General features: G+C 36.8%; 7 protein-coding genes. 1 reads left to right on the forward strand and 6 read right to left on the reverse strand.

All coding sequences use genetic code 11. From position 1 onward, the window contains the following. Positions 1-3: 3 nt before the first annotated feature. Both K5Q13_RS06425 and K5Q13_RS06430 read right to left on the reverse strand, forming a co-directional pair. Positions 4-2,646: a cation-translocating P-type ATPase gene (locus K5Q13_RS06425; RefSeq protein WP_220740891.1), complete on the reverse strand. Its 2,643-nt coding sequence runs from the start codon at positions 2,644-2,646 to the stop codon at positions 4-6. A 395-nt stretch (positions 2,647-3,041) separates the two neighbouring features. Next, positions 3,042-4,400, reverse strand: a complete 1,359-nt coding sequence (locus K5Q13_RS06430) for an MFS transporter (protein WP_220740892.1) — start codon at positions 4,398-4,400, stop codon at positions 3,042-3,044. Positions 4,401-4,571: 171 nt separating this feature from the next. Between K5Q13_RS06430 and K5Q13_RS06435 the strand changes: the two genes are divergently transcribed. Beyond that, entirely contained in the window at positions 4,572-5,531 is a 960-nt protein-coding gene (locus K5Q13_RS06435; RefSeq protein WP_220740893.1) for a Dyp-type peroxidase, read from the forward strand. Positions 5,532-5,616: 85 nt separating this feature from the next. On the opposite strand, the gene K5Q13_RS06440 is transcribed toward K5Q13_RS06435, so the two are convergent. The 4 genes from K5Q13_RS06440 to K5Q13_RS06455 form a co-directional block, all read right to left on the reverse strand. Further along, on the reverse strand, positions 5,617-6,816 hold the full coding sequence (locus K5Q13_RS06440) for an ATP-binding protein (RefSeq protein WP_220740894.1): 1,200 nt from the start codon (positions 6,814-6,816) through the stop codon (positions 5,617-5,619). Between the two features lie 117 nt (positions 6,817-6,933). Further along, entirely contained in the window at positions 6,934-7,767 is an 834-nt protein-coding gene (locus K5Q13_RS06445; RefSeq protein ID WP_246574206.1) for a helix-turn-helix domain-containing protein, read from the reverse strand. A gap of 187 nt (positions 7,768-7,954) precedes the next feature. Beyond that, positions 7,955-12,658 (reverse strand): glycoside hydrolase family 70 protein, encoded by a 4,704-nt coding sequence (locus K5Q13_RS06450; RefSeq protein WP_220740895.1) that lies wholly within the window; start codon positions 12,656-12,658, stop codon positions 7,955-7,957. A gap of 222 nt (positions 12,659-12,880) precedes the next feature. Next, on the reverse strand, positions 12,881-14,959 hold the full coding sequence (locus tag K5Q13_RS06455) for a DNA topoisomerase (RefSeq protein WP_220740896.1): 2,079 nt from the start codon (positions 14,957-14,959) through the stop codon (positions 12,881-12,883). Between the last annotated feature and the right edge of the window lie 31 nt (positions 14,960-14,990).

A 14,990-nucleotide genomic window follows, 5' to 3' on the forward strand; every position in this document is an offset into this window, starting at 1 on the left:
TTACTATACTTTAAACAAACTTGGTCGCAGATACTTCAAGAACTCAATAACAACAGTAGGTACAAGTGATAAGACAACAATAATGCCCCAATGACTTAATGATAACGCTGTTAACCCAAACAATGATTGCGTGACTGGAATTAACGTAATTATTATGGTAATTACTGCTGCTAAGAATGCCATGTTAACCAATGACGAATTAGCATGATATTTGATAGCAAACAACGTTTTTTCTGAACGAATGTTAAAGACATGAATGATCGATGTTAAAGACAAAATCGTAAATGCCATTGTTTGTCCAACCTGCTCATTGGCTACTATATTGCCTAAAACAACATTTTGACCAATCCAAATGGCAATCAAAGTCACAAGAGCAAATAAACCAGCGTTCAATCCTATTTGTCGTCCTAAGCCTTGAGCAAAAAGTTTAGTTTTCTTAGGCATAGGTGGCTCGTTCATAACATTTGTTAACATTGGTTCCCGACTCAATGCAAACCCTGGAAGTCCATCAGCTACTAAGTTGATGAACAACAAATGTACCGGTAACAATGGCGATCCCCAGCCCAACAACATAGCAATCAATATAACGATCAATTCAGAGATATTTGCGCTTAATAAGAAGTTAATTGTTTTTCGAACCTTAACATAAACGCCACGGCCTTCAGAAATTGCATTAATGATGGTTGCAAAATTATCATCAGTTAAAATAATGTCAGAAGCTTCACGCGCAACATCAGTTCCTGTCTCGCCCATCGAAATACCAACGTCAGCAGCCTTTAAGGCTGGGGCATCATTTACGCCATCCCCTGTCATAGCAATTGTGGCATCTTGACGCTGCCAAGACTTGATAATTCTAATCTTGTCAGTCGGTGTCACACGGGCATAAACAGTATAATCGTTAATATTTTGGTCAAGACTTTCATCAGATAGTTTGGCTAATTCAGAACCTGTAATCGTCTTGTCCCCAGTACGTAAAATACCAATCTCTCGAGCAATGGCGCTTGCCGTTTCAACGTGATCACCCGTAATCATAATCGTTTTAACCCCTGCAAGACGTGCTTGTTCAACAGCAGGTGCTGATTCAGGTCGTGGTGGATCGATAATACCAACTAAACCAACCAATGTTAGATCTTGTTCATAAAAATCTTGTGTCGGATTATCCGGCATTTGGTAAAATGTCCGTTTAGTGATTGTTAAGACACGTAAGGCCTGTTGACCAAAAGTCTTATTAATTTTTTCAGCTTGTTCGAGATCACCATGCTTAATCATTGGCAACAACACATCAAAGGCGCCCTTAGTAATAGCAATATAGCCACCCTCTGGTCGTTTGTGAACAGTTGTCATTCTCTTCTTTGTTGAATTAAATGGTATTTGTTCAACTAATGGGTATTGTTGCAGTAATGCTTCCCGTGTTGTCACAGTTTCAATGCCACGAACTAACGCTACTTCTGTTGGTAATCCGTCGTAAATTGTCTGCCCATCAACTTCGTTTACTGAAACGTTCGTTGATATAGCTGCCAGCGAGAGTACTTCTTTAGCAGCTGCATCTACGCCGTCATCAGCAATATGACTTAATTGATCTTGTTCAGCTTGCCATACCTGCCGAACAGTCATTTTATTTTGTGTTAATGTACCAGTTTTATCAGAAGCAATAACATTTGTTGTCCCTAATATTTCAACAGCTGGCAATCGTCGAATAATTGCATGCTTCTGCGCAATTTTCTGTACACCCAACGCCAGCGTCATTGTTACAATTACTGCCAGTGTTTCTGGCACAACTGCGACAGCCAGCGAAATAGCTGTTAAGAAAATATGTTTCAAATCCATGCCTTGTGAAATGCCCAATCCAAGCACAACTATTGCAGATCCAATAGCAAGCCAAGAAATATTTTTACCTAATTGAACCAACCGCCTCTGTAAAGGCGTGAGTTGTGTTTTTGATTCACTATTTAATAGGCTAGCTATGGCACCCATTTCAGTTTGCATACCAATAGCTGTAACAACCGCTAAACCATGACCGTTAACAATCGTTGTGCCACGAAAGACCATGTTCACACGTTCTCCAAGACTCACCTCTTGCGCTTCAATAAAGGTTGCATTGGCGTCTTTTTCAACCGGTAAACTTTCACCTGTTAATGCCGATTCTTCAGCTTGAACTTCAATAGCCTCAATCAAACGTGCATCAGCAGCAATCGCACGGCCATTTTCAATAACTAATAGATCTCCTAAAACAACATCATCGGCATCAATCAACTCAGTGTGACCATCACGCAATACCTTCACTTGTGTCCGATTGAGATTTTGCAAAGATGCTAAGGAACTCTCCGCTCTGCCTTCCTGTACAATTGATAAAACCGAATTGATAACCACAATTGCGACAATTAACAAGCTTTCAAAATAATTTCCAGTGTTTTCAAAATATGTTGCGACAAACGAAATTACGACTGCAATTAATAAAATAATGGTAGCAACATCATTTAAACTTATTAAAATTTTGCGTAATAGCGATGTTTTTTTCTCCGCAACAAAGACGTTCCTACCAAATTTCTCTCGATTTTCAGTAACCTGCTCTGTGCTTAATCCATTTTTGACATCTACTTGATGCGCCGCTATCGTTTCTTTAATACCCTTTCGGTACATTGTCATTTAGTTTCCTCCATATTGTTTGATTTTTGCGGAAAGTTTGTAAAACCATATTTTAAAATATAGCCACGATACGTTTTCCCCAGCGTAATCATGTGAAAAATTGCATACGACTTAAAATCAAGCATTTTCAGAAAGTTAATCTGTTAATAAACTTGATTTTAATATTAATTTCCATAGATAAAACCTCATCATGTTACTGACCATTTACTATATAAAAGTTCATTTTCATGGCATAAATGAACCAACATTAATAAAAGATGTAAATATGATTGTTTTTATCTCATTAGTTTAATACCTTTATTGTAACATATCTTGAAATGATAAAAAATAAGAGTCAGTGTTATGAGCAAAATACGTACCAAAAAACGCAAGGAATTGACTAGTACCCTGCGCTTTTACACACTTTTTGTTTTATTTTGCAATCTCGTGGTCAACAGTAAGCCAATAATAGGCACCGCGATAAACCAACCACTTGTTTGTGCCAAAGACTGCCCAATTGAAACGTGCTCATTGAAGTGAGTAATCAAAATAGACGCCACGACAACACTTCCGGCTCCAATAACTTGTCTCATTGTTGTAATCAACGCGGTACCATGACTCACCAATGTTTGAGGTAATGCGTTATTAGCTGCGGTAACTGCTGGCATCATGACAAATGCATTGCCACCTTCTAACAGCATCGCTGCTACTAAACCAACAAGCCATGAAGCGGTTCCCGCAACCATCAGTAAGACATAACCTGCTATCATCATGGCCATACCAATATAAACTAATTTTTTCAAACCAATTTGATTTAACAATTTTCCAGTGCGTGGATTTAACTGACTCAAGAAAACTGCTGCTGGCACCATTAGTAGACCAGACCATAGTGGTGTTAAATGAAATACACGTTGATAAAATAGCGGCATTAAAACAGTCGCAATAATCAAGCCTGAGTAAGATATACCAGTGAGTAATAAACCAGGTAAAAAACCTTGATATTTAAACACTGTCAAATTTAAAAAAGGTTGCGTGAGTTTGTATTGGCGCGTTACAAATATCGCTAACAAAACAAAACTACCTAACAGAATAATCCACCAAGTTGCATGCATACCTGTTCGCGGTACACTAGCAATACTATATAAAATTCCGCCAAAGCCAATCAATGTTATAGCTGATAGCCAATCGAAATTTGATTTTTTCATTTGGTGTGTATTTTTAATCAAATGTTGACAACTCAGCAATAAACCGACTAACACAATGAAAAATAGTGCAAAAAGTGCACGCCATGATACCCATTGTAAAATCACACCAGAAATGATTGGTCCGACAGCAAGTGCTGATCCCATGACCAAACCAACTACGCCCATGGTAACACCACGTTCTGCCTTTTCGGTATTCTCCATAATGACACTTTGAAATGTTGGAAACAACGCGCCTACTGCCATACCTTCGAGCAATCGACCGATAATAATGCCTGAAAAATGTGGTGTGACCATAGCAAGTGCCGTTCCCAATAAGAACACAGCCACAATACCATTTAATAATGGTTTCAAAGCCACGTTATCCAGTAGCCAAGGACTCAGTGGCATAACCAACGTCATAGCAACCATAAATCCAGTCGTGAGCCACTGAACCGTACTTGTATCAACATTGAAACTTTTCATTAATATTGGATAAGCCGTTGTCATTGTGGACTGACTAATAGACATTGTAAATGATATTGACAACAATACCAATGAAAATGGTGTGAGCTGTCTCATATTTTTGAACATAAAAACACTTCCTTCTAAAAATTACATTATAATCATTCTAAACTACTTTTGATAATATTTCAATATTAATAAATAATTCCTTAAATCGTTGTTTTGTTTAGAATGATTCTTGATAATAAAAACTGATTGGTGTATGCTAAAGTTATTATCAACTTTAAAGGGAAAATAACAATGACAATTAATCCAGCAAAATCACAAGATGTATGGCAAGATATTGGGGAGCATGTACAATTTACAGTGCTCAAGCTAACAAGAACAGACCAAGATGCCGCTCAAGAAGCAATTCAAGAATTCGCCGATCGTTCACAAGCAATTATTCGCTCACTAAGAATTCGCGACACTAATAGGCATGAAAATTCAAGATTAAAAGTGTCTTTTGGCATTAGTAATGCTGCTTGGGACTACCTCTTCCCTAACAAACCAAAACCTGCTGAACTCGTTACATATGAAACACTACGTGGCCCAAAATATACAATGCCCGCAACAGAGGGCGATTTATTTTTCCATATTCGTGCTAGTAATGAAGCTGTTGTTTATGAAGCACAAACACAATTTATGCGCTTTTTGAAAGACATTACAACAGTCATCGATGAAACCAAAGGTTTCCGTTATTTTGAGGGTCGTGCAATCATCGGCTTTATTGATGGTACTGAAGCACCAGCTGTTGAAGATGCTGCACCATATGCTATTGTTGGCGATGAGGATTCAAACTTCATCAACGGATCATATGCTTTTGCTCAAAAATGGCAACACAACATGGATTTTTGGCACCACCTCAAAACTGAAGAACAAGAAAAAGCTGTGGGTCGTGAAAAATTTTCTGACATTGAACTAGATGATGATGCTAAGTATCATAACGCCCATAATGTCGCTTCAAAATTTGAAAAAGACGGTGAAGAACAAAAAATTATCCGCATGAATGTACCCTTCTCAAATCCAGCATCTGGTCAAACAGGCACTTATTTCATGGGTTATTCTCGTCATTGGTCAGTGACAAAGGGAATGCTTGAAAATATGCTTGCCCAATCTGATTTCTTGTTGAGCTTCTCCGAAATTTTGTCTGGACAACTTTTCTTTATTCCTTCTCGTGATACCTTAGCACAAATTGCTGACGGCGAATTTAATTCATAAATCACACCACATGAATGACAAATAAAAAGATCAAGCACTCGGTAATTAGTGCTTGACCTTTTTATTTGTCATAATATTTCTTAAATCAATTAAATCTTGGCGATTCAGTGTGATGTGTTGTATGTGGTACTGGAATAGTGATTAATGTTTTCTCACTTTGACCGGTTAATTTTAGAACGCCTTCACCTGGTAAAAACTTTTGGTATATGCCGGCATCTATATTGCTATCAGCAATGACACTATTTACTTCTGCTTGGTCATTGAGTTGATGTGCTAAAACACTACCAAATTGCCCGCGTAACTTAACAGACAGGTCAAGTGGCGATTGTGTTGACAGCACAACATACAAACCATATTTACGTCCCTCTCTCACCAACTTAAATAAACCAGAATCTTCTGTTTGTTGATTCTCAGCGGGTAAAAAACGGTGAGCCTCATCTAAAAATATCGTTAATGGGAATCGTGCTTTGCCTTGCACTCTAACTAGCAGTAACTGTCGTAATAAAATGGAAAGTATGAGCCGACTTTGTGGCCCATTTACCATTAATTCACTCACATCAATAATTAAAGTTGATTTACCTTGATGTTCAGCAAACAATTTTAAAACATAGAATAAATCAATTTGTGGTTGCTTTGAATCGCTTTGATTACGATTAAATATGTGTTCTAACTGTTGCGAAACTAAGTGTTCCTGCATTGATAATATTTTGGACCAATATCTTTTAATCACTTGATAATCTAATTCTTGACCTAGTAATTGATAGTCAGCTCGATCATCTTGATACGGTACAACAAATTCTTGAATCACTTGATCAATTAATTTTTGTGCATCATAATCAGAACCACTCATCTTTAATTGCTCTTTTACTTGATGAAATGTGTGCCGATTTTGATTAATTTTGTGATAGACACCAGATTTTTTTAAAACATTTTTTTGTATTTTTAATGAGATGATAGCCGCAGTAATTTGACTGACCAACTCCCCTTCAAAGTCACCTAATAAATTAGCAATTTCATTAGGCATCAAATGATTAAAATCAAGATTCGCATTAACACCAAGTTTATATCGGATAGCATCCCCTACTGATTGATATTCACCAGTTGGATCAAAAATAACTGTTGCTTGTTGGTTTTTCTGCAAACTTTCAATTAGTTTTAATAGCGAAGTTGATTTACCACTACCTGTTGCCCCTGTCACCAATAAATGATGTGTTAACAATGAGTCTGCATCTATGGGTAACTGTGCATTTGATTTTAATTCTTTTGCAAAATTATCTAATATCACTTAAGTTCCACCTTTATTACCATATTGTGTATAAATTTCAGGTCAAGTCTACTGCTTCATAGTAACACTTTTTGAAGCGCTGCTAGCAAGTAAAATCTGTTCTAGTTAACGTTGACACTAACTCAAAAACAAATCAAATCGTTTCATTAATTGATCCTGTTGTAATAAATTACAAATTTTATAAGCATCCTTAATTTTTTGGTCATTATCTTCAAATACACCCTCAAAAAATAATAAGACGGTTTGAAACCGCATATCTTGTTTTTGAAAATTAATATTTTTAATTTTATCAAATATAAACGCGCTTGTTTCCAAATCATTTTGCATGATGCTTGATTCTAATAATGCCAGAATAACATCACCAATAATGGGTTCAATTGTTGCAGGTAACTCTCCGTTTGTATATTGCTTTAAAATATCTGTTATATATGGAATCATTCTCTTTGCCTTAATACCGTATGCAACCTGTAACAATAAGTATAAGTCATACGTTTGCCAAATTTCAATAAAAAAAAAGTAATCAATCAGTTCATTTTGGATATCTGTTGATATCAGCTCATGATTCAAATGATTGATACTACTAATTACCATCAAATGGTAATGGTAATACGCCAGTATTTCAGGATTACCTTGGACTAATTTTTCAGTAACATGGTACAGTTTATTTTGTTCGATATGATTTTGATATAAATACGCATTAGAAATAGCTCTAGATAATATTAATATATCGGGTTCAACTTTTGAAAACACAGCAAAAAAGTATTCCTCAGGTGTTATTGATAGTGCCTGACTTAACAATAAAATAGTCAAATCATTGGGATTAGATATATTATTTTCAATACGCGATATGGTTGATTGTGATCCAATCAAATCACCCAATTTTTTCTGAGAAAATCCTCGTTTTTTCCTAGTTTTACGAATAAATTCACCTTGTTTATTATTTTTTATCACTGAAGCTACCTTTTTCTAAATTGATTATTTTATAAAATAAAATTATTTTAATTATAATTAACAATCACCTTAATGTACATTCAAGACTGTAGTCAGTTATATTTGATTTAGCTTATACAATTTATTTAAGAAAGACGATATGATTAATAACCTAACAAAAAAGCACTTAAAAAGTGCTTTCTGTAAGTTATTTGTTGTTTATTCTAGACACCACACCACTATCTGTATCCATCCAGTAAGTCACTTTACCAATCGTGCGCGACTGCCCTTTAACTTGTTTTCCATCGTTATCAAAATATAATTTTTGACCATTGATTTTCTGTATACCTGTCACGGCTGCACCATCTTTGCCAAAATAAACCCATGAACCGTCTTCTAATTGAACAAAACGGTTTTTAACCAGCTCACCTGTGTTTGGATCATAGTAATATAACTTACCATTCTTACTACGGAACTCACCCTTGAATTGAACACCATTATCATCAAAGTAAAGTTCTTGACCGTTGATAGTTTGTTCACCAGTAACTGCTGCGCCATTACTTCCAAAATAAGCCCACTGATTATTGCCAATTTGTTCAAATCTATTGGTAATCATATTACCAGAGTTAGCATCATAATAACGCAATTCACCTAATTCATTTTTAAATGCATGCCCTTTAATTTGAATACCATCATTACCAAACATCAACTGTTGTCCATTAATAATTTGTTGTCCAATGACAGCGACACCTTGGTCATTTAAGTAAAGCCACTCATTATCAGCTATTTTTTTGAAGCTGTTTTTGATTTGCTTGCCATCATCATTGAAGTACAGTGTTTGTCCATTAATGGTTTGTTTTCCAGTAGCTGCTGCACCAGTTTCTCCAAGATACAACCATGAGCCATCGGGCAATACCTTAAAATCGTTCTTAACTTGTGTGCCGTCTTCATTAAAGTACATGATCTGACCATTAACAACCTGTTTACCAACTAGAGCAACACCTGTTTTATCCAAATATACCCAAGCCCCGTTAGATAGCTCTCCCCAATCATTTATAACCATGTCACCGGTACTTGCGTTAAAGTAATGCAATTTTCCTTGTTGATCTTTTATAACAACACCCTTTTGTTGTACACCATTATCATCAAAGTATTGCGTCGTTTCTTTACCAGTACTTGAAGCAATTGTTACAATACCTTGTGCCATTTGACCATCTGCAAAGAAATAACGCCAATTTTTTTGATTGTCTAAATAGTATTGATTTTGAATTTGCTTACCAAGCTTATTATAATAATACGTTTTATTACTATCAGAAAGATAAGCATCTCTCAATTCAACACCATTTGGCAAAAAGTAATAGTTAGTATCATTGATTGATTGATTACCAACAACCATATAACCCTGTTCATCGAAGTAATACCAATTATTGTTATCTTCAATAAACGTTGATTTTGCTTGATAGCCACTTGTTGTGTAGAACAAAGTCTGCCCTGCTTCATCAACAAACCCTGTACTTGCTCTTTCACCTAACAATTGTTTTGGTAAGAACTTATTGTCACCTGATACAGTAAAGTATTGATTTGTGCCCCAATCCTTTAGAACATACCAGGCACCACGACCTTGAATATTTGAGCCATTGAAGTATTTAGCTGACCATTCAGATATTTTAACACTTGGATCCATTGCTTTGCCATTAGATATCTGTATTTCTTTAAATAGTTCAGGATACTTCTCCTGCAATGTTTCCAAGAAGGCACCGCCATATTGCTTTTGATATTCTCCGCCACCAACAGTTTTAGAATCATATAGTGTATGATTAATTTCTGAATCATAGGCATGTTCCCCAGAACCGTCTGTTCTGACTGCGCTCACAATTTGCTCTCCTGGCAAATTATAAATTTGATCAGGAACCCAATCATTAATTGCTTGAATACCTTGTGAATGTAAAGCACGTAGCGCATCCAATAGATTGTCTGAAGTACCATATTTAGTTGGTGTATTATAGCCAATATCATAACGGTCAGTAAAAGCATAACCATTTTGAATTAATGAATCAATGAAACTATTGTCAGAACTAGAACGATATTGCGGCGCTAATTCAAAACTCGTAACTCCCCAACTCTTGAACAAAGAAATATTTTGTGCAATTTTAACGTTTGTAAAGTCTTCTGCTTTTGTTGGAAAGTCTTGGAAATTAGAGAAACCTTCATAGATAACCTGTGAATCTAACGCTGCATTAGAATGATAGACACTGCCATCCGTTGTTGGCGTTGTTGAACTTTCTGTCCGTGCATCTTGACTTTGTGCTGCAAACATAGGTACCCAAGCTGCAATATATCCTGACACTTGTGGATCATTGACCCCAAATACTGATTTTGAATCAAATGATAAAATACCATTGCCATCTGTATAAACAATTGGTGCGTTCTTAGTTGTAGCATCAACATCAGATGTGTAAATTTGTAATCCTTTGCTCGTTGTTAACAAAACTGGTCGGTAAGCTTGATTCTTATGTGCTGCACCCATATTCAAACTAATTTTTTCTGTTGCAGCCAATTTTAGCGTAGGTTGATTGCTAATCACAACACCAATACCTTGGGTTCGCGTTTCAGAACTGCCAGTATCCGTCGCATTCATTGCACCTTTACCATAACGTACGGAAGTCATCACACCCTGACTATTGTTCAAGTAAGTCATATCCATTGCTTGACCACCGGCAACATACTGTACACGTGCTTTTAACAACGCATCAATGGCATCATAATAAGGCGAGTGAGCAGCCATATATTGCCCATCATCTGTAAATAAATCACCATAATATACCCGAGGAATTGTATCCTTATTGGTTAATAATAGCGCGTAAGATGATGGGATATTATACGGTGTGTATACTTTATCCGCTTTTAACTCATCGGCATTATAGATTTCAAATGCTTGTTTTAATTGATCCAATGTTACTGAGGAATCAAGACCGGTAGATTCTGGATTAATTTTATCCTTAATGATGTCAGAAATGATTGTTTGTACTTCACTATCATGAGCGCGAATAAATGAATAATTAGGCTGTGCGCTATCTTCTGAGTTATCAGACGTACGATCAACCAAACTGTAAGTACGTGTTGGTTCTAGACCACTACGTTTGTCCAATGGCATATTTAATGCGTACTTCATTGCCAAATGGATTGGGAAATCCATTGTTATTTGTTCATTGCCATGTGCCTTGATATACGCTGAGTCCTGATCTCCCCAGTCCTCTAAAATCGATAAATGTTGATTAGCAGCGGCATTATTTTTATCAATGCCGTACGCTGCTTTAGCATATGAACCTGCAATTTGTAATAAGTCTGCATCGACATTATCGACAGCATCCACACGATATCCATCAAAATTAGCAGTTGGATCGTTTTTCAAAATGCTACCTATATTCATCATATAGTGTAACCAATTAAGTTGTTCAGCCTGTACTGTTGGGTTAGAGTTATCAACATCATTTGCCAACAACAATTCAAAACCGCCTTGCTTGTATTTGTCAGCAATTTCACCTTTTTGATTCAATGGTGTACGGTTGAGCTTACGATAATCGGAATTAGCGTCTGGTGTCTGATCACTATTGACATACAGTAAGGCACCACCTTGCAAATGATCGTCACCCTTTGATTCACTGTTAATGTTCCAGTTTTCCTGCGAATCAATATATTGCGTCATCAAACTCTTTAACCAATCAACATTACCAACATGACCTATTTGCTTTTCAATATTAGCTTGTGCAACCATTGCAGCGTCTGTTAACTGAGTTGTACTGTCGTTCTCTGTATATTGTTGATTACTCAAAATTCCTTTTGAATCAAGGTAATTTAAATAACTGACTTGTGTGCTTTTATCAGGCCACCACGTCATCAATATGGGTCTCAAATCTGTGGATTGTGATGCTGTCCAAGTTGTGCCGTCCTTTAAAATTTCCTTTGGACGATACCAACTATTGGCCGTCAAATAACCATCAACATTTTCAAAACTGTTTGTTGTTGCATCATAAGCAGCGTTGTGATCGTTTGTAATATTCACTAAATCATCAGAATACTGTTTATCATTAGATGTTAAAACGCCAGTTGTCTTATCAAAATAAAAAACATGACCTTGAACAATAGCTGTAAAGTTCTTTTTTACCTGACCATTAGCATCATAAAAATAACTTTTACCGTCGATTGTTTTAATATTTGTGTCACTGTTCAAAGCTTCTTGTCGTGTGACATTAGTTTGGTTTGCTTTGACATCTGATTGACTAACTGATGACGGTGTTGTTGCATCTTTTGTTGCATTTTTTGTTGCGTCTGTTTGATCTACTGGTGTTTGTGCTGTTACATCTTTTGTCTCATCTGTTTGATCTACCGGTGCTTGGGTTGTTGCATCTTTTGTCTCATCTGCTTGTTCTACTGGTGCTTGGGTTGTTGCATCTTTTGTCTCATCTGTTTGTTCTACCGGTGCTTTTGGTGTTGCATCTTTTGTCGTATCTGCTTGTTCTACTGGTGCTTGGGTTGTTGCATCTTTTGTTGCATCTGTTTGATTTACTGGTGCTTGGGTTGTTGCATCTTTTGTCGCATCTGTTTGTTCTACCGGTGCTTGGGTTGTTACGTCTTTTGTTGCATCTGCTTGATCTACTGATGCTTGGGTTGTTGCATCTTTTGTTGCATCTGTTTGATCTAATGGTGCTTGGGTTGTTGTGTCTTGATCGTTATCTGCCTGATTTCCAAGCTGTAGATTAGTAACATGAGATACCGCCGCTGTTGGTATTGTATCTGCCTGTACATTTGTCGATACACCGACCAAACCCACAATCGAAATGACACTCGCTGTGACCAACATTTTCCCTGATTTGTACAGCTTCTTACGGTTATATAACTTATTTATTGCCATGCTTTCTCCCCTAAAATGAAATTAAATTATTATTGTATGGCTACTGCTAAAGAACAATAACTCGATAATAATACCGCTTTCAAAGGTCGATTTAGAGAATATGCAATATTGCATATTCTCTAAACATCTGCAAAAAATGTGGCTTTTATAGCATCAATAATAGTTCTACAAAAAAATGATTAAAACAAAATACATTGTTTTAACCACTGTTTTAAATGCTCATTATTTATTTGTTCTTGGATTTAATTTGAAACCATAAAATGTACGACCTTTAAATGTCTGTTTTGCTAGTTTGCCAGTTGCAGTGTATGCTTTTCCTCGCTTTGACTTGGCCGGAAAACTAATTTCAGCACCGTTAAGCAACTGAGCTAGCTCATCATCAGTAAATACATGGCCGCTCCATTCTTTAGCAAAAGTAATTTCTTCACCTTTAAAAATACCGGTAATTTTTTCCGTCACTTGACGTTTTGGTGCAGGTTTAGGTTGTCCCAGTAGCGTTTCTAACTGTTCAGCGTTGTTTAACATAATTGGCATATCATGTGTTACAACTTTTGTGACCGAATCAAGTAACTCGGGCATTGTCATGTCAAACCGACCAACTTCGTTCATCATTTCAAACAATCGCTTGGTAATTTTAGGGGATGCAATCCACGTATCTTTTACCATCACAGCAGAGACATTACCCGTCTCTGTTAAGGTCAACTTGCCTCGTGTTTCTTTAATCATAGACTTTGTACCACGAGCCATTTCAGATAACGTTGAAACACGTGTCGCACCAGTACCAACATTGTGTTTTTCCAAAAATGCCATGATCCATTTAGTCGTGGGTGCCTGTGGCTTTTTATTCGCACCTTCATACATATAAGGTTGCGCGATTGGTCCAACTTGACCAGTCAGTTCTGCCTCGTCTTCATCCTCAACAGTCACAGCACGTTGTGAATCATAAATTGCCTTAAAATTAAGTTGAATAGGGACATTAAATGCGGTTTTAAAAGTTGAATAATCCTGTAATTCTGCCGTCACATGGTCATAAACATAGTCTTCGGCTAACATTGCCAAATAGTTTTTAGCTAAAATATCGTAAATAGCCTGTGCGCTTGGTCCGTATTTAGTCAAACTCGCCAAACTGACGGGTATATTTTCACCCGGTCGGTTCGCACCATGAGCACCTTTAGGCTTGACATGCGTTGTCCGAGGCTGGCGATGTGTAAGTAACTTCGTATCCACATGCACCACTTGGGCAATTTGATCAACTTTTAGTAACAATTCGTTGAATTGCTCTGGCGTAACCGTCTTATCTTCTGTTCTTGGATAAGATACGACCTGTGCTTCGTACATTTTCTGATACGTACTCAAGACTTCCTTGGAAGAAAAACCTTTTGGTGCCAAAATAGCTGCCAAACCAGCCAAATCAAGTAATTTCCCTGGTGCTTGTGTCCGTGTTTGATGTTTTTCGTTAACAACCGCGCTATCATGATACTGCGCTAAATCCTTTTGCGCATCAGCTTGATTCTCAAATCGCCAAGAAATGACATCACCTTCTGGTGTCACACGACCAAAAACATGACCTGCTGAGTCTTTGAACTTTACTTCAAAATAAGGTTTTTTAACATACTGTTTAATTGCTTCAAGTTGCGCATAAATTTGCCAAACGATAACCGATTTTAAACGTCCTTCACGCGCCACAACTTTAAAACCTTGTTTTTTGGCAGCTGTTGTCGCAATTCTTGTGAGTTGCATTGAGGCAAAGTCCCAACGGTTACGGCTTTCTCCTTTGATGTATTCTCCGTCTTGATGCTTATCTGAGACATCACGTAGATTCATCATGGCTGTTTTGATACCATGGGCAGATTCGTCCATAAAATTTGCACGAAATACTTTCCCTCGCCAATTGATGGCGTCAAGCGCTTCCCATGCTAATAATTCACCTTCACCAGAAGGATCAGTATCAGTAGCTATCACGATTGCATCGTAGCCGTTTTTAGCTTCTTTTTTGAGTTCATCCACTAATTTTTTAGTGGATTCTATTTTACCAGTACGCAAATTACGTTGTCGAATATATGTGCGTTCCCAAGAAAAATCATCCAAACGCCAAGGCAAATGCTTGACAAGCCATGATTTATATTGCTTTTTAAGTGATTCTTCAACCATTTCTTCTGGATCTTTGAGCGTCATTACATGACCGCGTAAATTTGTTATTTTATAATTAAAATCATTAAAAATACCCGTTTTCCCACCAAGTGCTTTAACAAAGTTGGCAGATGCGGAAGGTTTTTCAGTTAAAATGAGATAGTTTGACATGAATTTTGTATTAACTTTCTTAATCTTTATC

Origin of the sequence: Leuconostoc miyukkimchii, from assembly GCF_019656055.1 — a bacterium.
Taxonomy (GTDB): domain Bacteria; phylum Bacillota; class Bacilli; order Lactobacillales; family Lactobacillaceae; genus Leuconostoc; species Leuconostoc miyukkimchii.

Bases quoted from the DNA above. Each gene is read 5' to 3' on its own strand.
- K5Q13_RS06455 (WP_220740896.1), bottom strand. From the start codon at position 14,959: ATGTCAAACTATCTCATTTTAACTGAAAAACCTTCCGCATCTGCCAAC.
- K5Q13_RS06435 (WP_220740893.1), top strand. From the start codon at position 4,572: ATGACAATTAATCCAGCAAAATCACAAGATGTATGGCAAGATATTGGG.
- K5Q13_RS06430 (WP_220740892.1), bottom strand. From the start codon at position 4,400: ATGTTCAAAAATATGAGACAGCTCACACCATTTTCATTGGTATTGTTG.
- K5Q13_RS06450 (WP_220740895.1), bottom strand. From the start codon at position 12,658: ATGGCAATAAATAAGTTATATAACCGTAAGAAGCTGTACAAATCAGGG.
- K5Q13_RS06425 (WP_220740891.1), bottom strand. From the start codon at position 2,646: ATGACAATGTACCGAAAGGGTATTAAAGAAACGATAGCGGCGCATCAA.